Here is a 22,702-nt window from a genome sequence, read left to right on the forward strand (position 1 = left end):
ACCGGCATAAACATGCAACCTCCATGCCATGCGGCCTCTTCTTTGAAGCTGTACTCCGTACTCTTTGAAACCTTGAAACCGTGAGCGCGCTCGTGACGCTGAAAACCGCGTGATGATCAATAAACGTCGCGTGCGTAGCGCTTTTCCTGCGCGAGACGGTTCACGTATTCGAGGGCTTTCTCATCGCTCATGCCGCCGTGACGGGCCACCACTTCCTTGAGCGCCGCGTCGACATCCTTCGCCATCCGGTTGGCGTCGCCGCATACGTAGAAATGCGCACCGTCTTCGAGCCACGACCACAGTTGCGCACCCTGTTCGCGCATGCGGTCCTGCACATACACCTTGTCCGCCTGGTCGCGCGAGAAGGCAACGTCGAGCCGGGTCAGCACACCGGTGTCGCGCATCGATTCGAGTTCGTCGCGATAGTAGAAATCGGAAGCGGCGTGCTGCTCGCCGAAGAACAGCCAGTTGCGTCCCGTATCGCCGCGCGCACGCCGCTCGTGCAGAAAGCCGCGAAACGGTGCAACGCCAGTGCCGGGGCCGACCATGATCATCGGCGTATCGGAACCATGAGGAGGACGAAAGTGTGCGGACTTCTGCACGAACACAGGCACGTTGACATCGCCCGCGCGGTCGGCGAGAAACGTCGACGACACGCCTTTGCGATGACGGCGGCCATTGCTGTAGCGCACCGCGGCGACGGTCAGATGAACTTCGCCCGCATGTGCTTTCGGGCTCGATGCAATCGAATAGAGACGCGGCTGCAGACGCTTGAGCATGCCGGTCAATTCGGCGGCCGTGAGGCTCACCGGAAATTCGTGCAGCACGTCGGCGATCTGCTGGCCCCACAACCACTGCTTGAGGTCGGCCTTGCGCTCGGGCGACAGCAGATCGCGCAGCGCGCCGTTATCGCTGCGCGCGGCGACGAACGCGAGAAGATCGGGGCTCGGCCGCGCGATCTCGTAGTGCTTACCAAGTGCATCGGCAAGACGCATTTCGCCTACGCCCGCCACGTTCACCGCGGCATCCGCGCTCACGCCGCTCAACGCGATCAATTCGTCGACCAGTTCCGGGCAGTTGCTCGGCCAGACGCCGAGCGCATCGCCTGCTTCGTATTCGAGTCCTGAGTCGCCGGTACTCAGCGAAAAGTAGCGCGTGTCTTTCGCCGCGCCCTGCTTGTTCAGGCGCAGATTGCTGACGAGCCGCGACGCGGCCGGCCGCGTTTTGGTCGCCACCGTGCCCGGCACCACCGCGTTGATCATGCCGCCCGGCGGCACGGCGTACAGCGCGGCATCCTCTTCCTTGATGCGCACGATGACGCGTTCGAGCCACGCATCCGCGCTTTCCTGATACTCGCTATCGCAATCGACGCGCTCTATCAGGCGCAGCGCCCCTTGTCCGGCAAGCCGCTCATCGAGGCGGCGGCCGTGGCCGCAGAACTGGTCGTAATTGCGATCGCCGAGCGCCAGCACCGCGAAGCGCACGCCGTCGAGGCGCGGCGCGCCCTCGGCGTTCAATTGCGCCCACAAACTTTGCGCGTTGTCGGGCGGATCGCCATCGCCGAAGGTGCTCGTCATCAGCAGCGCGTATTGGGCTTTCGCGAGCGTCGACGCCTGATAATCCGCCATGCACGACGTGCGGATTTCAAAGCCCGACTCCATTAAACGCGTGGCGTAGCCTTCGGTCAGCGACTCGGTGTTGCCGGTTTGCGAGGCCCACAACAGTGTGACCTTCGGCCGTGCGCGCACAATCCGCACGCCGGACGACGCGGGTGATGTTTCTGCATTCGTTGCGCCGTGCGGCGATGTCAACGCAGCAGCCGGAGTGGTCGCAACGCGGCTATAAAGACCGGCCAACAAGCCGTCGACGTAAAGACGGTTCGCCGCATCGAACGGCGCGCTTGCAGGCAGAACCGGCACGCGATCGATATCTTGCGCTTCCGCCGAACGCAGTCCATTCACGAAGCCGGCCAGATAGACGCGCTCCTGATCGGTAAGTGAAGGCGCGGGTGTCGGCGGCAACTGCAACAGGCTGGTGAGTGCATCGATACGGGGCATATCCAGATCCTCGGCGCTTGCCGATACGGTGTTGGCTGGCGCCGCGCTTGCAGCGACCGCAACGGCTCCATCAGCCAGCGATACATCGTCGTCATTCAGGAAAGGCTCGACGCGCTCGACCGCCACCGGGCTCAACGCCACAGCGCAAAACTTGAGTTCGGGCTGCTGCGAGACCGGGTCGATGGCGTCGCTCGTCACGGCGTTGATGCACAGGTCGTCGCCGAAAACGTCGTTCCAGTGCATCGGCGCAAAGCACTGCCCCGCGCTCACGCGCTCGGTCACGACAGCCGGCAACACCGCTCGGCCGCGGCGCGAGCGAATCTCCACCGGGTCTTTTGCCTTGATGCCGAGCGTGGCGGCATCTTCGGGATGAATCTCGACGAACGGGCCAGGGTTCAGCTTGTTGAGCATCGCGACCTTGCCGGTCTTGGTCATCGTGTGCCACTGATGCTGCAGGCGGCCCGTATTCAGCACGATCGGAAACTCACGATCCGGCAGTTCAGCCGGCGCGGCGTAGGCGCGTGCGAAGAACATCGCCTTGCCGCTCGCCGTCGGAAACACGAGCCACGGACGGCTGCCGTCGGGCCGTTCCTTGAGCGTTTGACTCACGCCGTCGTTGAGGTAGCGAACTGGATTGCGATCGGCGGAATCATCCGATGCAAGCGGCCATTGCAACGGCGTTTCCTTCAAACGGCGGTGGCTCGCGCCGCGCAGGTCGTAACCGGTTTTCGGATTCGACGCGCGGGTGATTTCCGCGAAGACTTCCTCGGCGCTCGCGTAAGTGAAAGCATCGGCGAAACCCATTTCACACGCAACGCGCGCGATGATCTGCCAGTCCGGCAACGCGGCGCCCGGCGGTTCGATGCCCTTCTGCATCAGCGTGAGATTACGTTCGGAGTTGATCATCACGCCTTCGGCTTCGGCCCACAGCGCGCCGGGCAACAGCACGTCGGCGTAGCGGTTGGTCTCGGTGTCGAGGAACGCGTCCTGCGCGATCACGAGTTGCGCCGCACTCAATCCGTCGATCACGTTCTGACGATTCGCCACGCTCGCCACCGGATTCGTGCAGATGATCCAGCACGCCTTGATCTCGCCCGCCGCCATGCGCGTGAACATATCGATCGTGCCGTTGCCGACTTGCGGCTTGAGCGAGCCCTTCGGAATGCCCCACAGGTCTTCGATAAACGCGCGGTCTTCTTCGACCAGCACCGAGCGCTGACCCGGCAGGCCCGGGCCCATGTAACCCATCTCGCGGCCGCCCATCGCATTGGGCTGGCCTGTCAGCGAAAACGGGCCGCTGCCGCGCCGGCAAATCTTGCCCGTCGCGAGATGCAGGTTGCAAATCGCGTTGGTGTGCCACGTGCCGTGCGTGCTCTGATTCAGGCCCATGGTCCAGCAGCTGATCCACTCTTTGGCGGTGCCGATCATCCGCGCGGCCTGGCGGATATCTTCGACAGCGATGCCAGTGATTTGCGCGACGTTTTCCGGCGTGTAGTCGGCAAGAAACGCGGGCATCGCGTCCCAGCCTTCGGTGGCGTCGGCGATAAAAGTGGCATCCGTATGGCCGTTTTCGTGCAGCAGATTCAGCAGGCCGTTGAGCAACGCGAGATCGGTGCCCGGCTTGATCTGCATGAAGAGATCGGCCTTCTCCGCCGTGGTGTTGCGGCGCGGATCGACGACGATCAGTTTGGCGCCTGCCTTCACGCGATCCATCATGCGCAGGAAGAGAATCGGGTGACAGTCGGCCATATTTGCGCCGATCACGAAGAACAGGTCGGCGTGATCGATGTCCTCGTACGATCCCGGCGGACCGTCCGCGCCGAGCGACAGTTTGTAGCCGCTGCCCGCGCTCGCCATGCACAGGCGCGAATTCGATTCGATGTTGCTGGTGCCGACAAAACCCTTGGCGAGTTTGTTGACGAGGTACTGCGCCTCGATCGACATCTGCCCGGAGACGTAGAACGACAGCGCGTCGGGCCCATGTTCATCGAGCAGGCCGCGCAAGCGCGCCGCCGTGGTGCTGATCGCCTGCGCCATCGGCAGTGGCGCCGGGTCCTGGCCGCGCGCGTGACGCACGAACGCGTCTTCGAGACGTCCCGACTTGCGCAACGCGACGTGCGCCGACTGGCCCTTCGTGCACAGCCGTCCGAAATTGGCCGGATGCTCCTTGTCGCCGGAGATCTTCACGACCTGACCGTCCTCGACGTGCAGCACCATGCCGCAGCCAACGCCGCAGTAGGGGCACACGGTTTTTACGTTAGTGGAGGACATGGCGAGCGACGTCGTTAAGAAAAAATTTAGCGGTTCAAACCGCGACCCACACCTGGCCGTTTTCCACTCGCGCGGCAAACGCGCCGACGGAATGCGCCGGTGTTTCGAGGCACTCGCCGGTGCGCAGATCGAAGTGATGCTTGTAGATCGGCGAAGCGACCACGATGCGTTCGCCGAGGCTGCCGATCAATCCGCGCGAGAGCACCGCCGCTTGCGAGCCCGGATCGAAGTTTTCGATCGCGTACACGATCGGGTCTGCGTCCCCGTTGTTCACGTGAAAAACCGCGACCTGTTCGCCGTTGACGAGCGCGCAAACACCCGTGTTGGGCACGATGTCGTCGAGCGGGCAAACCGGCGTCCAGGAGCGTGGCAGGCGATCGTTGTTCATGGCGGAAGTCCTCGGTGAATGGTGCGGTTCAATCAAACGGTTTCGACGACAACGGGGATCGCGGCGAGCTTCGAACGCCGTTCGGCGGGCGTGGCCGGACGGATCTGGCCGCGTTCCTCGACGAACGCAACGTTGCTGTCCGCTTCGGCGCTGTTGACGAAATGACGGAAGCGCTTGCGCGTTTCGGGATCGGTGACGGCTTTCTTCCATTCGCACTCGTAGGTGTCGACCACGTGCTGCATCTCCGATTCGAGTTCGTCGGCCACGCCGAGACGATCGTTGACGACCACATCGATCAGATAATCGAGGCCGCCTTCGAGGTTCTCGCGCCACACGCTGGTGCGTTGCAGACGGTCGGCGGTGCGCACGTAGAACATCAGGAAACGGTCGATGTAGCGCACCAGCGTTTCCTTATCGAGGTCCGACGCGAGCAGTTCGGCGTGGCGCGGTTTCATGCCGCCGTTGCCGCACACATAGAGATTCCAGCCCTTCTCGGTCGCGATGATGCCGACGTCCTTGCCTTGCGCTTCCGCGCATTCGCGAGTGCAGCCCGACACGCCGAACTTGATCTTGTGCGGCGTGCGCAGGCCCTTGTAGCGGTTCTCGATCTCCACCGCGAGACCCACCGAATCGCCGACGCCGTAGCGGCACCACGTCGAACCGACACACGACTTCACGGTGCGCAGCGACTTGCCGTACGCGTGGCCGGATTCGAAACCGGCAGCGATCAGCTCTTCCCAGATGAGCGGCAATTGCTCGACCCGCGCGCCGAACAGATCGACACGCTGACCGCCGGTGATCTTCGTATAGAGGCCGTATTTCTTGGCGACCTGGCCGACCGCGATCAAACCGTCGGGCGTCACTTCGCCGCCCGCCATGCGCGGCACGACCGAATAGGTGCCGTCACGCTGAATGTTGGCGAGGTAGTAGTCGTTGGTGTCCTGCAGCGAGGCGTGCTCTTTCTTCAGCACGAACTCGTTCCAGCACGACGCGAGCACGCTCGCCACCACCGGCTTGCAGATATCGCAGCCGAGGCCGTGGCCGTGCTTCGCGAGCAGTTCGCCGAAGCTGCGCACGCCTTCCACACGCACGATGTGATACAACTCCTGGCGCGAATACGCGAAGTGTTCGCAGACGTGGTTGTTGACCGCGAGGCCCTGCTTCTTCATCTCGGCCTTCATCACCTGCGTGACGAGCGGCACGCAACCGCCGCATGACGTGCCGGCGCTCGTCGTGCATTTCAAAGCGCCGATGTCGGTCGCACCCGCACAAACGGCGGCGCACAACTCGCCCTTCGAGACGTTGTTGCACGAACAGATTTGCGCGGAAGCGGGCAAGGAATCGACGCCGAGCGCGGGCTTCGCATTGCCGTCGGCGGCCGGCAAGATCAGGAATTCAGGCGATGCAGGCAGTTCGATGCGGTTCAACATCATCTGCAACAGCGTGCCGTATTCGGCGGCGTCGCCCACCATCACGCCGCCCAGCAGATATTTGCCGCACTCCGACACCACCAGCTTCTTGTAGACCTGCTTGCGCTCGTCGCTGAACTGGTACGCGCGGCTGCCCGGCGTGTTGCCGTGCGCGTCGCCGATGCTCGCCACGTCCACGCCCATCAGCTTGAGCTTGGTGCTCATGTCGGCGCCGGCGAATTCCGCAGTGTCGCCCAGCAATTGCTTCGCCACCGCGCGAGCCATGTCATAACCCGGTGCCACGAGGCCGAACAGTTGACCATTCCACAGCGCGCATTCGCCGATCGCGTAGACGTGCGGATCGCTCGTGCGGCACGCGTTATCGATCACGATGCCGCCGCGCGGCCCGAGCGTCAGGCCGCTCGCGCGCGCGAGATCGTCACGCGGACGAATGCCCGCGGAGAACACGATCATGTCGGTGTCGAGATGGCTGCCGTCGGCGAATTGCATGCGGTGCGTGCCTGCCTCACCGTCGACGATCGCCGTGGTGTTCTTCTGCGTATGCACCGTCACGCCCAGTTCTTCGATCTTGCCGCGCAGCACGCGGCCGCCGCCGTCGTCCACCTGCACGGCCATCAGACGCGGCGCGAATTCGACCACGTGCGTTTGCAGTCCCATGTCGCGCAGCGCCTTCGCGCATTCGAGGCCGAGCAGTCCGCCGCCCACCACCGTGCCCGTCTTCGAACGCGCGCCGCATTCGCGCATTGCTTCGAGGTCGTCGATGGTTCGGTACACGAAGCAATCGGCGCGTTCACGGCCCTGCACGGGCGGCACGAACGGATAGGAGCCGGTGGCGAAAACCAGCTTGTCATAAGGCAATGTTTCGCCCGTCGATACCGTCACGGTGCGCGCATCGCGATCGATCGCCACGGCCTTCGCATTCAGCTTGAGCAACACGTTCTGGCGTTCGAAGAAGCCCGGCTCGACCAGCGACAGATCGTCCGCCGTCTTGCCCGCGAAAAACTCGGACAGGTGCACGCGGTCGTAGGCCGGCCGCGATTCCTCGCACAGCACCGTGATGTCGAGTCCGTGCGCGGTGTCTTGTGCGAGGCACTCGACCAGTTTGTGACCGACCATCCCGTGACCGATAACGATGATTTTCATGACCGCGGTTTCCTCAATGTGCTGGTTGCGAGCGACGCCGTATGACATGTGGCGAAAACGATTCTGGAAATAAAAACGGCGTCCCGCGAACCCAGTCGATGACTGAATTCAGGGGACGCCGTTGTCCTGACCTGTCCTGCAGCGAGTACTTTGTGTTGCACTCGCGCCGGATCCACGTTGATCCGATGGCAAGGCTTAATGCAAAGCCTATGCCAGTTGTACGAAATGCCCGTGACGAGGCCGTGGCGCGGGGCTCTGCGGCGAATCGCACGCGTGTGCGGCGAAGCGGGCACACGACACGTTTTGATGCAGCGGGGCACATGGATGGTGCGACGCAGCACCCTGCGCGTGCGAGGTGCGCGCTCACGAACGGTGCGTGGCGTGGGTGTCGTCGGCGTTATTCGCGAGGCGTGGCAAGGCCTGCAGCGCGCCTGGCCAATGGATGGCGTAGTCCTTGCGTAAGCAGTGGCGAGTTCACGGCGGCAACGCGGCCGCCACGACACGCAGCACATACCCGTGGGGGCGAAACACAACGCTGTGTTTCACCGCGCCTGAAGCGAAGCGCGCAGAGCAGCACACCAGGCAGTAAATGGACAACGGCGTCCCCTCGTGATCATCACGAGCGGACGCCGTTTTTTATTGGGCGCCGGCGCGACAGCGATCACCGGCCGATACAGAAGCGAAGGACACCGTGATAGATACCGCGATGAACACAAACACCGGCAAGGTCACCTTATTGAGCGCCGGCCCCGGCGACCTCGATCTGCTTACGCTCAAGGCCGCGAAAGCGCTGGCCGCCGCCGATGTCGTGCTGCTCGACGACCTGGCAAACCCCGAGATCGTGACGCTGGCGCCGCAAGCACGGGTGATTCGCGTCGGCAAACGCGGCGGCTGCCGCTCGACGCCGCAAGCTTTTATCGAACGGCTGATGCGGCTCTATGCGCTCAAGGGCTTGCACGTGGTGCGGGTGAAAGGCGGCGAAGCCCTATTGTTCGGGCGCGCCGGCGAAGAGCTCGCGGTCTTGCGCGCCGCCGGCATTCCGGTGGAAATCATCAACGGCATCTCGTCCGGGTTCGCGGCTGCCGCGGGACTCGGCATTTCCCTCACGCATCGCCGCCATTGCCATGGCGTGAGTTTTGTCACCGCACATACGGAGGATCACGGCGAGCCGGACTGGGCTGCGTTGGCCGCGACGCGCACCACGCTGGCGATCTATATGGGGATGCGGCGGATCGATAGCATCGCGGCAGCGCTGCTGGCGAGTTTGCCGGCCGATACGCCCGCCGCCGTCGTGCAATGGGCCGGTGGCAGCAACGAACGGCGTTTGCTGAGCCGCCTTGACCGGCTCGCTGCGGATGCGACGAGCGCGGGCTTCGGCAGCCCGGCAGTGATTCTGGTGGGCAGCGCGGTCGGCGAGAGCGTCGAGCGCGTGTGGGCAGGTGTTAACGGGCGGCGCGACGAAGTGGCCACAATGCAAACCGACATGCCGAAGGCGCGCGAGGCAATCGCGCAGGCCGCGTGATGAGCCGTCTGCGCGCTTTTCAGGCTGCTCAAGCTGAAACGCCCGTAGGCAGACTCGCGACGAAGCACGGCTGGAGCGCGATCAGCCCGGCGAATACTCCGAACATGCACAAAGTGCGTGGATTCGAGACCTCGGCCGGATTCGGGTCGATCGCGCAGAGATTACCGAAATAGCTGCCGTCGGGAAGAATGATCGGTACGGAAATACAACTGCCAGCTTGTAGATTTGCCCCGTGTGCCGGCCGTAATTAACCGGGTGCGTGTGGAAATGGTTGGTGACGATCGAAGCCCGCGCGGCGCGCGACTCGAAACACAGCGTGGTGTGCAGACCGAGACCTGCCGCCGGGACTTCAAATTGCTCACGTATCTATCAGGACCACAACCTGAGGGAAGTCAGATGGCCCATCACCCAGCCGCACGCCTTCTGATCGCCGACGACGACGCCAATCTGCTGGCCGCCTACGTTCTCTACTTCAGCGCGCATGGTTTCGAGATCCGGACCGCGCGCAACGGCCTCGATGCGCTGGCTCAATACTGCGCGTGGCATCCGCAGGCCGCGTTGCTGGACGTCGAGATGCCGCGTCTGGACGGGCGCGCGGTGGCGCGACGAATCCGCTACGTGGGCGATATTCCGCCGCCGACGCTGGTCGCGGTCACCGGGCTCGAACGCGCCGAGGAAGTAAGCAAATCGCTGCGCTCGGGCTTCGACCATCATTTCGTCAAGCCGGTGCCGATGCCGGTGATTCTGGCGGCGTTGACCGCGCGCGTCCGGCATTAGCCGGTGTTGTCCACCGAGGTGTCCTGGGTTCGCGCGCAACTCCCGCGCCTGAAGCTTTGACTGGTGTTTAACCGCGCTTTACCCCATCATCGCCGTCAATCGCCGAAGCCCAGTTCCGCTTCCACAGTCTGCCCCACGCGCAGCCACGTCCCGGCGCCGCTCGCGACCAACGCGTTGTTGCCGAACGTGATCGCTCCGTTTCGCTGCGGATTCGCCCGATAGACGCTCATCGTGTCGCTCGGCTCGTTCGGCCAGTCCGGATCGGGCGCGCCTTTCGACTGGTCGATGGTCGGCATCGGACAGCGCGTGCACGGCTTGACCAGTTGCAGTTGCGCGCCCCCGCCCGCTTCTCCGTCGACGCTCAGCGTCTCCACATAGTCCTCCTCATACGCGTCGAGCCCCGTCAGCACCACGTTGGGACGGAACCGGTCGATCGGAACCGACGGCGCGCCCTTGCCGTTCAGGCGCGTGTTCAGATCGTCGAGCGACGCCTGGCCGATCACCAGCAGCGGAAAACCATCGGCGAAATGGGTGGTCGCGCCGCCCACGCTCTGCGTGTAGTCCGGATCGACAATGCGCTCGCGTTCAGGATTAAAGCGCAAGAGCCGCGCGGGCACGCCGAGAAACGTCGAGAACCACGCGGCGCATGCGTCGCCGGTGTCGAGCCCGTAGGCCATGTCGCGCCAGACCCTGGTCTCTACCGCGGGCGGCGCCGCGAGCCGCGCGCTTTGCAGCGGCGTGCGCAACTCGCTCATGCCGGGCGCGCGGATCACGAGATCCCCGGCGCCGAGTTCGACCTTGATCAGCGCCATGCGCGGATACGCGCGCTGCGTGAGCATGGCGCCGGCCGGGTCGGTGACCATCCAGCAGCGGTCGTATTCGAGGCCCGTGGCAAGCAGCCGCGCCTCGTTGAGCGCAATGCCCGCGCAGGATTTGATCGGATAGACGAATAGTTCGCTGATGGTCGGCATGGGGTGGGTGTGCACGTGGGGAGCGTGCGAATTCTTGTGTTTGATGCCTGATTGTAAAGCCCGAGCCTCTCTTCGTTCCAGACGGAATATCGGCCAAATGAACCGCCGAATACCGGACCTGTCGATGCCGCCGTTTCTTCCGGCCGCGCTTGGACGTAAAATCCCCAAGCAAAGCGCTTGGGCAAGGACAAGGCCGGCGCCGCGGCATCCGCGCACAATGCGGATACTGGAAGGCTGCGTGCCACCCGCGCCGTCACCGAACATCAACGCGGCCGCCGCAGGCGTGCACGGTGTCATACCCGCGCGTGGCGGCCAGCCATCGAGGCCGACAGCCATCGTGCCAGGCGCGAGTGGCGACGTGGTCGGAGTCGATCCTTACTCTAAACGAACCAGGAAATTCACTATGCTGAGCAAACCCGTGTTGACCGTCGCCGAAACGACCCGCATCCTCGAAGCCGCCCGCGCCGAAGCCGAGAAACACCAGTGGGCCGTCGCCATCGTGGTGGTGGACGATGGCGGCCATCAGCTCGGCATGCTGCGTCTGGACGGCAGCGCGCCCGCCAGTTCGTACATCGCGACCGAAAAGGCCCGCACTTCGGCGATTGGCCGCCGTGAAACCAAGGTATACGAAGACATGATCAACAACGGCCGCACCGCTTTCCTGAGCGCGCCGCTGCAAGGCACGCTGGAAGGCGGCGTGCCGGTGATCGTCGAAGGCCAGGTGATCGGCGCGGTCGGCGTGTCGGGCGTCAAGTCGGACCAGGACGCGCAGATCGCCAAGGCAGGTATCGCGGCTATCGCCGCTTGAGTTTGCGAGCCGTTCCGTTCACGAGCCGACCAGAACGGCGGCCCTGAAGCAAAGAATCCACCGTTGCACAACGCGGGCCGATGCCCCCTCATCGGCCCCATTCAGATAGATGGAGCAGTCGATGACTCAGATGAACACGCGCGGCGGACTGCAAGTCGCCGCCAACCTCGACCAGTTCGTCGAAACCGAAGCCCTGCCCGGCACCGGAATCGACAGCGCCGCATTCTGGTCGGGTTTCGACGCCCTCGTGCACGAGCTGGCGCCCAGGAACCGTGCGCTGCTCGCCGAGCGCGACCGCCTGCAAACCGAGCTGGACAACTGGCATCGCGCCAATCCGGGCCCGGTGCGCGATCTGCGAGCGTACCGTGCGTTTCTCGAAGGCATCGGCTATATCGTGCCGGTGCCTGCGAGCGTCAAGGCCACGACCGACAACGTGGACACCGAAATCGCCGAACAGGCCGGCCCGCAACTCGTGGTGCCGCTGTCGAATCAGCGCTATGCGCTGAACGCGGCGAACGCGCGCTGGGGCAGCCTGTACGACGCGCTGTACGGCACCGACGCGATTCCCGAAACCGGCGGCGCCGAAAAGCAGAAAGCCTTCAATCCGGTGCGCGGCGCCGCGGTGATCGCCTATGCCCGCAAGTTCCTCGACCAGGCCGCGCCGCTCGCGAACGGCTCGCATGCCGACGCCACACGCTATAGCGTCGAAGCCGGCAAGCTGGTCGTCACGCTCAAGAACGGCACGAGCGAGCTGAAGACGCCGGCGCAGTTCATCGGCTATCAGGGCGAGGAAAGCGCGCCGTCCGCCGTGCTGCTCAAGCACAACGGCCTGCACTTCGAAATCCAGATCGACGCGAGCGACTCCATCGGCAGGACCGATTCCGCGCACGTGAAGGACGTGGTGGTCGAAGCGGCGGTAAGCACGATCATCGACTGTGAAGACTCGGTCGCGGCCGTGGATGCGGACGACAAGGTCCTGCTCTACCGCAACTGGCTCGGCCTGATGACCGGCGACCTGACCGAAGAGGTCACGAAGAACGGCAAGACCTTCACGCGCCGGCTGAACGCCGACCGCGTGTACACCGCCGCGAACGGCACGGCGCCGGTGGTGCTGCATGGCCGCTCGCTGCTGTTCATCCGCAACGTCGGTCATTTGATGACCAACCCGGCGGTGCTGACGAAAGACGGCCACGAGATTCCGGAAGGCATTCTCGACGCCGTCATCACCACGCTGTGCGCGTTGCACGACCGCAAGCACCATCTGAATTCGCGCACGGGCTCGATCTACATCGTCAAGCCGAAGATGCACGGCCCGGCCGAAGTCGCCTTCGCCAGCGAGCTGTTCGCGCGCGTCGAAGACCTGCTGAAGCTGCCGCGCAACACGATCAAGATGGGCATCATGGACGAGGAGCGCCGCACCAGCGTGAACCTGCTCGCCTGTATCGCCGAAGCGTCGGAGCGTGTCGCGTTCATCAACACGGGTTTCCTCGACCGCACCGGCGACGAAATGCACTCGGCCATGGAAGCCGGTCCGATGATGCGCAAGGGCGACATGAAGTCGAGCGCCTGGATCGCCGCTTACGAGCGCAGCAACGTGCTGGCCGGTTTGAGCGCGGGCCTGCGCGGCCGCTCGCAGATCGGCAAGGGCATGTGGGCGATGCCCGATCTGATGCACGCCATGCTCGAACAGAAGATCGCGCATCCGAAAGCCGGGGCGAACACCGCATGGGTGCCCTCGCCGACCGCCGCCACGCTGCATGCGTTGCATTACCACCAGATCGACGTGCAAGCGGTTCAGCGGGAACTGGAGCGCACGGATTACGCGCAGGTGCGCGACGAACTGCTCGACGGCCTGCTGACGATTCCGGTCGTCGCCGAGGCGAAGTGGAGCGACGACGAGATTCGCAGCGAGATCGACAACAACGCGCAGGGCATTCTCGGCTACGTAGTGCGCTGGATCGATCAGGGCGTGGGTTGCTCGAAGGTGCCGGACATTCATGACGTCGGCCTGATGGAAGACCGTGCCACGCTGCGCATTTCCAGCCAGCACATTGCCAACTGGCTGTATCACGGCGTGGTGAAGCGCGAGCTCGTCGAGGAGACGTTCAAGCGCATGGCGAAGGTGGTCGACGAGCAGAACGCGGGCGACCCGCTCTACAAGCCTATGGCGCCGGGCTTCGATACGATCGCTTTCAAGGCCGCGCAGGCGCTGGTGTTCGAAGGACGCCAGCAGCCGAGCGGCTACACGGAACCGTTGCTGCACAAGTTCCGGCTGGAGGCGAAGAAGGAAGTTTGACGGCGGGTTTGCCGGGCCGTGTGTGATGCGCGGGCCGGCTGAAAGAAAGACGGGCGCCGTGGTTTACGACGCCCGTTTTTTGTTGTCGTTACGCGGGATCTGTCCCGGTGCAATACCGGGGCTACGATCGGGTTCCGACGGTCATTGTTTGCGGCTTAGTGGCGCAGCATCAGATAAACGATGAATGTGCCAACGAGCACGGCACCTGAGCTGTAGAACACGATGCGATTTCGTAGGACATCGAGTTTGGACGGAGAGGATTTTTTCTCCCCATCCAGGTCCCAATAGTCAACGCCGGGGTCCCCGGTGAGATTGATAACGATAAGCCCCGCCGAGCCGACGAAGAGCACGAGCAAAGTCACGAATAACGGCGTTGGCATGTCGGTCAGTCGTTCATCCAATGCATGAAGGCAGGCAGTTCTTCCTGATACATGTCGTTGGTCGTCTGGCCGGCCAGGCCGCCCAGGTTACTACCCATGCATACGAGTGCGACGGCGCATGCAGGTTCAGCCGGCCCGCATACGAAAGAAACCGCAAACCCCGCCAGACCTCCTCCAATCATGCCGCCCGCGATGATACTTCCCTGCCTGGCGACCTCTTTGACTTTATCTGTCGCCGCAACCACTTCACCCGTGGCAATAACCGCAGTAAAGATGATGGCAACCCTAGCGCTGACCTCCAACCGACGCACCTTGGCGGTGACATCGGCGTTGGCCCCGCCCGCCTTCTTGAGCACGGTATAGTAGACAGTGTGCCGTTCTTCGATAGTCAGCATATCAAAGTTCTTGCTGAACTGAACTTGCGCGTACCTGTTAAGGTAGTAGTCGAAACCGCGAGCTTCGAGCTTGAGTTTTTCCGCACGGGCAACACCAACAGCCGACGTGTATTTCCGGTATTCAACGAAGAGCCTGTCGCGCAACTGGCTGCAGTACTCAGCCCCGTCCTTGACCGTCATGTTGCCATAGGCAACTTCCTGCCTGACATCGTCCGATATTTCCTTGATGTGCTTCACATATTGCTTGCGCACCATGTCGTCGGTAATGGCGTTGGCGGCGAAAGTGGTTCCGATGGCCTCGTAGTCCGCGATGGCTGCTTCGAGGATTGCTGTCTGAACCTCATGAGTTTTCCGGGTGTCGAACGACCCGCTGGCAACAGTGTTCCTGGTTGTGGTTGCATCGGACATGCTTATTCCACCATCGCCATCAGAAGGTCGCCCATGACTGAACGAGCGCTTTCCTGCGCATTGCCCAGCACGACATCAACCCTATGGCATGGCGAGGCATTAGGGCGGTCGAAATGCGCCGTGTTATGTGAGTCGAAGACGCTGTCTGCAACTGAATCGTCGGCAAAGTAGGCACGGCAGCGCAGGCCCTCACAACTCCCGGAATCCTTGACGGCAAACCGAATCCAATGGGCTCCGGGCGCTACTTCGGCTAGAGCATCGTTCGCCAATCCATCACCCATGCTCGCCAGTGCGTGACTGTCAAAGCTCTGTGACATTGTGTCCTGAGAAGCGATCATCACAGGGGGTGGATGACATCTGCACACGCAGATGTCGCCTTCCAAGGCCGGATCTTTGCCCATTATGCGCCCAGGCCACCGCGGGCCTTTCTGACCAATATGGCCGGTAATCCGGCACGCTGGGCAGATGACCTGGGCACCCACGAAGGTCAACGCTGTGCCGTGGTGAGTCGCCAACGGAACGCCTTCGATCACCGTTCCACCCGCTGACGATTTGTCACCCACTTTTAGATAAAGACGTTTCATCCTGTGATGTCCTGCTACTCAACAAACGAATTGGTAGCACGAGCCTCAAGGACCCAACAAGGAAAACCGTGTCAAGTTTTGTCAAGATCCGCTGACAGCAGCAGAGCGGCTACCCGGAACGGGTATCGCCTCACTTTCGACTGAGTGAAGAAGGAGGCTTGCGGACGCAGTCGCCAGAGTACGCGCAAAGCGTGGGGCGGCTGAAAAAAGACGGGGCGCCGCGTAATACGCGGCGCCCGTTTAATGTGCGTGACAACCGCACGTTGCTTCTGCGTGGTAAGTTTCACGGCGTGCGCAATCTTGAAGCGAGCGCGGCCCGCATCAAGCCGTCAGCGCTAACCGCAGTGGCTTTCGATGCAGCTCAAGCCGCTTCCGCCGCAAACTGCGCCGGCACGCCATCCTGCATATTGCCCTGCATGTAAGCCTGCAAATACGCTTCAAATTCCGCCTTCACTTCCGGATGGCGCAGCGCGAATTCCACCGTCGCCTTCAGATAACCAAGCTTGCTGCCGCAGTCGAAACGCGTGCCGAAATAGCGATACGCGAGCACCTGTTCTTCAGTCAGCAGCGATTGCACCGCGTCGGTCAATTGCAGCTCGCCACCCGCGCCCGGCTTCAATGCGCGGATATGCTTGAAGATGGTCGGCATCAGCACATAGCGGCCCACCACGCCGAGATTCGACGGCGCCTTGTCCGGCGCCGGCTTCTCGACGATGCCCGACAGCTTGATCACGTTGTCTTCCCATTCGCGGCCGTCCACGACGCCGTACGACCGGCTGTCTTCGCGCGCGATGGTTTCGACGCCGATCACCGAGCTGTGATAGTGATTGAAGGTGTCGACGAGCTGGCTCATCACCGGCTTCGAGCTGTGCAGCAGGTCGTCGGCCAGAATCACGGCGAACGGGCTCTCGCCCACCAGTTTCTCGGCGCACAGCACCGCGTGACCGAGACCGAGCGCTTCGGCCTGACGCACATAGAAACAGTCGACGTTGGCCGGCTTGATGCTGCGCACCAGATCGAGCAGCTTCTGTTTGTTACGCGCTTCGAGTTCGGCTTCGATCTCATAGGACTTGTCGAAGTGATCTTCAATGGCGCGCTTGCTGCGCCCCGTTACGAAGATCATCTCCGTGATGCCGGCGGCAATCGCTTCTTCCACCGCGTATTGAATCAGCGGTTTATCGACGATCGGCAGCATCTCCTTAGGACTTGCCTTGGTAGCCGGCAGGAATCGTGTCCCGAGGCCCGCTACGGGAAACACGGCTTTGGTGACTTTCAGCATGGTAGGCATTCCCACATCGGTTAGAAATTAGTGTGTTCGCGGGCCTGGCGGCCAATCGATGTCGCCGGAAAGACTAGCAAAAAAATGACGCCAGTACGTACGTGAAATTTCCTCAATCCGAATAAATAAATCTATTCTCTTTCGATATGCCGCATCGTGATAAACAGCGGGCAACAATTACGCAATGAAATCGAATTATTTTCCGGCAATTCCGAAAATTTTACAGATCCTGACAACTGGCCTTCAGATGCGCCAAGCCTGCCGACGGATTTGGCGGCGGGCGGGCCTGGCGTCCCTTCCAGCCCGCGTTATTCGTTCTCGTCGAGCTGCGGCAGCTTGCCGGGGGTCATGCGAAAACGACGAATGGGCTCATTGCGCAGCGCCTCCCGGTAGGCGGAGGCGGCGACAAGGATCAGCAGCACGGCAATGCCGGCGAGTAAGTGCAGGTTCATGACTTCACCTCGGGTCAAGAGAATCCGTGGCTTAAATTAGCACGACAAAAGCGGTAAATAATTCGTGGCTGCATCTGCTTATGCTTAATTACAATTAGTCACAAAATCGCCATTTAATTCAATTCAACACGCAATTTTTTATCGATTTTTTACCCGCGTCGTGCACTAGCATGTCAGGCATCGCGGGCGCGTACGGCGCCCGCGCGAATCTGCCAATCTGCATTTCCCCCTCCGTCAGAATAAGGACCGCGTATGAGCGACTCAGCACTGGATGCCGCCGGCTCATCCCTGCCCCTCTCCCCGCCTCGCACAGCCGCCGCGCCACGCGCCCAGAGCGAAGCGCGCGCCGACAGCGCGGGCAAGGAGCACGTCATCGACGCCATGCGGGGCTTCGCCGCGCTGCTGGTGGCGTATTTTCATTGCCGCCAGGTGGAATGGGTGGGCATGCAGGCGTTTCACCAGAGCGTGGGCCATGCATTCAGTCTGAACGCGATCGCCGCGTATCTGACGTTCCCGATTGCATGGGGCTCAGCCGGCGTGCCGATTTTCTTCGTGATCAGCGGTTATTGCATTCACCGCGGCGGCGCGCTGCGCTTGGCCGGCAATCCCGCTTACCGGCTCGATACGGGCAATTTCTGGGTGCGCCGCTTTGCGCGCATTTATCCCGTGCTGCTCGCGGCGCTCGTGCTGACCTTCGCGCTCGACTGGTTCAGCCTGCAACTGCCGCCCGTCAATCACAAGATCCGCGAGATCGGCCTGCAGGCTTTCCTCGTCAATCTGTTTTCGCTGCAAGGCGTGGCCGGCAAGACGTTCGGATCGAACGGCGCGCTCTGGACGCTCTCGCTCGAAGTGCAGTTCTACGCAATCTATCCGCTGCTGTTCGCGCTGCGCCGGCGTATCGGCATGACCTCCGTGCTGGCGATCGTCGCGCTCGTCAACGTAGTGTCCGCCTACGTGCTCGAGCGCCACGACATTCAGTTCTTCACGTCGTACTGGTTTTCGTGGACGCTCGGCGCGTGGATCGCCGACGCCCGTGCCCATCGCGCGCCGCAGGCCCGCTCGTCGATGTGGCTTTACGCGCTCGCCGCGGGCTTCGTCGCGCTCGGCTGCGCCGCGTTTCATTTCGGCCAGTACGGTGCGTTCCAGCTCTGGGCGGTCGGCTTTGCGTTCTACCTGTACAAGGCGCTGGAGCGCGGCAACCCGGAGCGCGGCCCGGCCCTCGGCACGCGTCTGCTGTCGCGCTTTGGCGATTTCAGCTTCTCGCTCTATCTGATCCATCTGCCGATCTTCGTGCTGCTGTCGTCGCTGGTGTTCCGCTCATCCCTGCAAATGTCGATCTGGCCGTCGTTCGGCTACATGCTGGTAGCCGTGCCGGCGGCGTATGTGTTCTACCGGCTGGTCGAGTTGCCGGCGATGAGGTGGTCGGCCAGTTTCAAGCCGAAAGCGGCTTTGAAAAAGGCTTGAACTCACGCAGCAAAAACGCGCGATAAAAAAACGGAGCGAAGGTCGTGAGACTTTCGCTCCGCTGCGCCAACGGCAGGAACCGGCCGAGTCCCTGCCTACCCCGCGTAGAACCTTCCTAGGCCGTTTTCGGCCCCGTCACGCGCTTCAGAATCCGCTCGACACCCTCGACATAGGTGGCGGTGCCGAACCGGCTCAGCGCCGTCTGATACCCGTTCCTGACCAGCCGGTTGCGCAGTTCGTCGTTCGAGCGCAATTCGGCGAGCGCGTCGGCGAGGCCGTGCGCGTCTGCGGGCGTGCACAGCACGCCGTTCTCGTAGTCGTCGATGATTTCCAGCACGCCGCCCGCGCGCGCCGCCACCACCGGCCGCTGCGCCAGCATGCCTTCCACGATCACGCGGCCGAACGGCTCCGGCGTGATCGACGTATGGACGACCGCGTCGACCGCGCACATGCAGGCCGCGATGTCGTGCTGGAAGCCGAGAAAATGCACCCGCCCGCCGAGGTTGTGCGCGGCGACGAACGCGTGCAGTTCGATCTCGTACTGGTCCTCGCCGAAGAGCGGCGCGCCCACCAGCACCGCATGCATCTGTGGATTGAGCACCATCGCTTCGAGCAGCACATGCTGCCCTTTCCAACGCGCGAGGCGGCTGAACGAGCCGACCAGAAAGGCGTCTTCCGGCAAGCCGAGGCGCTTGCGCAGCGTTGCTTGCGGCACGGTGCGCAAGGCGTCGAACGGCGCGGCGGAAATACCGTTGAACACCACGTCGATGCGCTTTTCGTCGAACCGCGTGAGCTCCGCGAACGCGCGCGCCGACGCGGCCGAATTGGCGATCACATGCGTGAGGCCGAGACGCGCGCACCATTTGATGATCGCCAGTTGCTTGCCGCCGAAATGCTCGGGGCTCACGATATCGCGCAGATGCCAGACCACCGGGCGCCGCGCCAGCTTGCCCGCGAGCGCGCCGATCACCATGGCGCGCTGGGTATTCGCGTAGATCACGTCCGCGTTGCGCGCGCGTTTGGCCGTGGCGCGCACGAGCGATACCAAACCCTTGAGCGCCTGGCCCTTCGGCATCGATCCGCCCTGCTTGCGAACATGGCGCAGCGCGCCTGCATCCAGCACGTCGACGGCCACGCCCGCTTTGGCGAGCGCGCTGCGGAACGGCCCGTCGTCGAACAGCACGACCTCGATGCGCGAGCGCAACGCCTTGACGATTTCCAGCAGCGACAGTTCGGCGCCGCCGAGCACGCCGCTTTGATCGACAGCCAGAATGCGCGGACCGCTGGCGACGGTTGGCGCTTTATACGGCACGTACGGCGGCAGCGTCGCCGTGCGCAGCGCCGGCACCGCCGCCCGCACGTGCGCGAAGAAGCGCTCGCGGAAATGCGCGGCGGAGAACTGCTCGGCGTTCGCGCGGCAATCCTGCGGCGAAAAACGCTTCACGTGGCCGTCGAAACGCTCCACCGCGGCGATGATCGACTCGGCGTTCTGGTCGTCGAAGAACATGCCTGTGGGCCGCGGCTCGGACAGATCGCGCACGGTTTCGAGCGCGCCGCCCTTGCCGTAGGCGATCACCGGCGTGCCGCAGGCCTGCGCTTCGACGACCGAAATACCGAAGTCCTCTTCCGCGGCGAACACGAAGGCTTTGGCGCGGCTCATCTTTTCCTTGAGCACCTTGAACGGCTGATAACCCATGATCTCGACGTTCGGCCCCGCTTTCGCGCGGATCTTCTGCATGTCGGGACCATCGCCGATCACGACGAGCTTGCGCTCCGGCATGCGCGCGAATGCTTCGACGATCAGATCGATCTTCTTGTACGGCACCATGCGCGACGCGGTCAGATAAAAATCGTCCTTGTCGGCGCACAGTGCGAAGGCTTCGACGTCGACCGGCGGGAAGATCACCTGCGCATCGCGCTGATAGACCTTCTTGATGCGCCGCGCGATGAACTCGGAATTGGCGACGAAGCCATCCACCGCATTCGAAGTGCGGATGTCCCAGTTGCGCATGTAATGCAGAATCAGCCGCGCCATGGCCGATTTCGGGCCGTTGGTCAGCTTCGACTGCTTGAGGTATTGATGCTGCAAGTCCCACGCGTAGCGAATCGGCGAATGCACGTAGCTGATATGCACCTGGTCGGGGCCGGTCAGAATGCCCTTAGCGACCGCGTGGCTGCTCGAAATCACCACGTCGTACGCGGACACGTCGAGCTGTTCGATCGCGAGCGGCATCAGCGGCAGATACGAACGGTACTTGGTGCGCGCGAGCGGCAGCTTCTGGATAAACGACGTGGTGACGGACTTGCCGCGCAGGAAGCTGCGGTCGTCGAGAAAATCGACGAGGCTGAACAGGTCCGCGTCCGGAAAGCACGCGACGATCTGTTCGAGCACCTTCTCCGCGCCCGCGTAGGTGACGAGCCAGTCGTGCACGATCGCGACGCGCACTGTCTTGTCGGCGCGCAGCGCGGCGCGGCGCGGCGGCGCCTGCACGCCGGGAACGGTGGTGAGTTCGGCCAGTGCGCTGCGCGTCGCGGGTTGCAGCACGGCTTCTTCAAGGACTTCGTGGTTCATGCGCTTTTCCTCGGATTCAGTCGCAACAGCAGTGAACGCGCAAGATCGCGCAAGGCGGGTGTCATCGTGATCGACCAGGCGACATTCGCGCCTACCATCAATACGCCGGCAACAATCGCCATTGCGAGACTCGGCAGGAAGCTGGCGAGCCACAGGCTGGCCAGCAGGAAAGCAAGGTGAGCGAGCATGTCGAGCGCGATCTGCTTCGCACGGATCGCGGACAGTCGCAGCAGCACCGCGTAGTCGAACAGCGCGCGGCCGGCCACGGCCACTGCCGCGCCGGTCAGGCCGAAGCGCGTGATGCCGAACCACAATGCCCCTGCAAACAAGGGCAATTCGAACAAACCGACGCGCGCGGCCGTGGCGGGATTGACCTGCGACTGGATCAGAATCCGCGTGACGTTCGCCTGGCCGACCAGCCACACGGCGACGATCATGATGCGGCCCACCGGCGCGGCCACGGTGGCGATCTCATTGCCCACCCACAGATGCAAAAACGGTTCGAGCACCAGCATCGCGACCAGCGCGACCGGCGTGAACACGCCGTTGAGAAATTCGAGCGACTGCTGCGTGATGGTGTCGGCGTCGGCGCGTCCCACTGCGGAGAGGCGCGGAAACAATGTGCGCACCAGCGCCGTCGGCACGATGTTCAATCGCGTGACAAGGTTCTGCGGCACCGTGTAATACGTGACGAAGCGCGCGCCGAGGCTCGTGCCGAGCATCACGCGGTCGAGCGATTCGGCGATCATGGTGGTGACGCTCGCAATCAGCATCCAGCCGCCGAAATTGAACAGCCCCTTGGCCACGCCGAATTGCGGCGGCAGAATGCGGCGGATTTCCAGCACTTTCAGCGCCGAGCGGCCCAGCAGCAACGCGGCCAGAATCCGCGCGAACACGGCTGCGGCCAGCACGTTCTGCAAGGTCGCGCCCATCCACAGCGCGGCGCCGAGCGGCAGCAACTGGAACAGAAACGTGCCGATGGTCTGATTGGTGTTGTAGACGCCAAAGCGTTCCGCGCCGTTGATCGCGCCCGCGAACACCCACGAGACGTTGGCGATCGGAATCGCCACCGCGAGCCACGGCAACGCCATATACACCTCGTGCTGCAGCTCGGGCGACACCTTGGTGAAATACGCGGTGTAGAGAAACGCGCCGAAATAAATGATCAATCCGCCGATCACGCCGGTCGCGAGATTGAGCCACGTCGCGCTCCAGAACACGCGCGCGCTCTCTTCCTTGTCGCCGGACGCGCGTGCCTTCGAGATGTGATTCTGCGCGGCCATGCTCATGCCGAGATCGAGAATGCCGAAGTAGCCGATCAGCGTCCACACGAGGCTGATCACGCCGTAGCGCTCGACGCCGAGCAGCTTGATATACGACGGCACGGTCACGAGCGAGACGAAAGTCGGCAGCACCAGCCCGAAGAAATTGATCGCTACGTTCTTGAGAATGCCTTTGTCCATCGGATGCCTTGGGTTTGACTACGTTTGCCTGCGGGTCGCCTT

At 63.0% G+C, this 22,702-nt stretch carries 16 protein-coding genes; 5 read left to right on the plus strand and 11 right to left on the minus strand.

Going from position 1 to position 22,702, the window contains the following annotated elements:
- Positions 1-116: 116 nt before the first annotated feature.
- From B0G75_RS16270 to nirB, 3 genes are read right to left on the minus strand one after another with little or no spacing between them, the layout of a single operon-like run.
- A complete protein-coding gene (locus tag B0G75_RS16270; RefSeq protein WP_106307282.1) occupies positions 117-4,328 on the minus strand; it encodes a bifunctional nitrate reductase/sulfite reductase flavoprotein subunit alpha in 4,212 nt (1,403 codons plus the stop codon).
- 34 nt (positions 4,329-4,362) lie between these two features.
- Positions 4,363-4,716: a nitrite reductase small subunit NirD gene (gene nirD / locus B0G75_RS16275; RefSeq protein WP_106281190.1), complete on the minus strand. Its 354-nt coding sequence runs from the start codon at positions 4,714-4,716 to the stop codon at positions 4,363-4,365.
- A gap of 32 nt (positions 4,717-4,748) precedes the next feature.
- On the minus strand, positions 4,749-7,289 hold the full coding sequence (gene nirB, locus B0G75_RS16280) for a nitrite reductase large subunit NirB (protein ID WP_106307284.1): 2,541 nt from the start codon (positions 7,287-7,289) through the stop codon (positions 4,749-4,751).
- A gap of 706 nt (positions 7,290-7,995) precedes the next feature.
- Between nirB and cobA the strand changes: the two genes are divergently transcribed.
- The gene (gene cobA / locus B0G75_RS16285; RefSeq protein ID WP_106307287.1) at positions 7,996-8,811 is read left to right on the plus strand and encodes a uroporphyrinogen-III C-methyltransferase; all 816 of its coding nucleotides are present in this window, start codon (positions 7,996-7,998) and stop codon (positions 8,809-8,811) included.
- A gap of 396 nt (positions 8,812-9,207) precedes the next feature.
- Positions 9,208-9,588 (plus strand): response regulator transcription factor, encoded by a 381-nt coding sequence (locus B0G75_RS16290; RefSeq protein WP_106307290.1) that lies wholly within the window; start codon positions 9,208-9,210, stop codon positions 9,586-9,588.
- Positions 9,589-9,683: 95 nt separating this feature from the next.
- On the opposite strand, the gene B0G75_RS16295 is transcribed toward B0G75_RS16290, so the two are convergent.
- Positions 9,684-10,559, minus strand: a complete 876-nt coding sequence (locus tag B0G75_RS16295; protein ID WP_106307293.1) for an MOSC domain-containing protein — start codon at positions 10,557-10,559, stop codon at positions 9,684-9,686.
- Between the two features lie 403 nt (positions 10,560-10,962).
- On the opposite strand from B0G75_RS16295, the gene B0G75_RS16300 reads away from it, so the two are divergent.
- On the plus strand, positions 10,963-11,367 hold the full coding sequence (locus B0G75_RS16300; RefSeq protein ID WP_106307296.1) for a heme-binding protein: 405 nt from the start codon (positions 10,963-10,965) through the stop codon (positions 11,365-11,367).
- A 121-nt stretch (positions 11,368-11,488) separates the two neighbouring features.
- Positions 11,489-13,663 carry a malate synthase G gene (locus B0G75_RS16305; RefSeq protein WP_106307299.1) on the plus strand — a complete coding sequence of 725 codons (2,175 nt, stop codon included), beginning with the start codon at positions 11,489-11,491 and terminating at the stop codon, positions 13,661-13,663.
- A 155-nt stretch (positions 13,664-13,818) separates the two neighbouring features.
- Here B0G75_RS16305 and B0G75_RS16310 read toward each other — a convergent pair whose 3' ends face one another.
- From B0G75_RS16310 to B0G75_RS40700, 5 genes are all read right to left on the minus strand, one after another.
- On the minus strand, positions 13,819-14,043 hold the full coding sequence (locus B0G75_RS16310) for a hypothetical protein (protein ID WP_106307302.1): 225 nt from the start codon (positions 14,041-14,043) through the stop codon (positions 13,819-13,821).
- A 5-nt stretch (positions 14,044-14,048) separates the two neighbouring features.
- A complete protein-coding gene (locus B0G75_RS16315; RefSeq protein WP_106307305.1) occupies positions 14,049-14,846 on the minus strand; it encodes a hypothetical protein in 798 nt (265 codons plus the stop codon).
- Positions 14,847-14,848: 2 nt separating this feature from the next.
- The gene (locus B0G75_RS16320) at positions 14,849-15,430 is read right to left on the minus strand and encodes a PAAR domain-containing protein (RefSeq protein WP_106307308.1); all 582 of its coding nucleotides are present in this window, start codon (positions 15,428-15,430) and stop codon (positions 14,849-14,851) included.
- Positions 15,431-15,791: 361 nt separating this feature from the next.
- Positions 15,792-16,709 carry a UTP--glucose-1-phosphate uridylyltransferase GalU gene (gene galU, locus B0G75_RS16325; protein ID WP_106308023.1) on the minus strand — a complete coding sequence of 306 codons (918 nt, stop codon included), beginning with the start codon at positions 16,707-16,709 and terminating at the stop codon, positions 15,792-15,794.
- Between the two features lie 308 nt (positions 16,710-17,017).
- Positions 17,018-17,161 (minus strand): hypothetical protein, encoded by a 144-nt coding sequence (locus B0G75_RS40700; protein ID WP_166679105.1) that lies wholly within the window; start codon positions 17,159-17,161, stop codon positions 17,018-17,020.
- Positions 17,162-17,413: 252 nt separating this feature from the next.
- Here B0G75_RS40700 and B0G75_RS16330 point away from each other — a divergent pair, with 252 nt between their 5' ends.
- Positions 17,414-18,625, plus strand: coding sequence for an acyltransferase (locus tag B0G75_RS16330; protein WP_106307311.1), 1,212 nt, complete (start codon positions 17,414-17,416; stop codon positions 18,623-18,625).
- A 115-nt stretch (positions 18,626-18,740) separates the two neighbouring features.
- Here the strand turns inward: B0G75_RS16330 and B0G75_RS16335 are convergent, their stop codons facing one another.
- Together B0G75_RS16335 and B0G75_RS16340 are read right to left on the minus strand one after the other, a co-directional pair.
- Positions 18,741-21,197: a glycosyltransferase family 4 protein gene (locus tag B0G75_RS16335; protein WP_106307314.1), complete on the minus strand. Its 2,457-nt coding sequence runs from the start codon at positions 21,195-21,197 to the stop codon at positions 18,741-18,743.
- Positions 21,194-22,660 carry a flippase gene (locus B0G75_RS16340; protein WP_106307317.1) on the minus strand — a complete coding sequence of 489 codons (1,467 nt, stop codon included), beginning with the start codon at positions 22,658-22,660 and terminating at the stop codon, positions 21,194-21,196. The genes B0G75_RS16335 and B0G75_RS16340 overlap by 4 nt, the downstream gene beginning before the upstream one ends.
- Between the last annotated feature and the right edge of the window lie 42 nt (positions 22,661-22,702).

Source organism: Paraburkholderia sp. BL18I3N2, from assembly GCF_003001875.1.
Lineage (GTDB): Bacteria > Pseudomonadota > Gammaproteobacteria > Burkholderiales > Burkholderiaceae > Paraburkholderia > Paraburkholderia phytofirmans.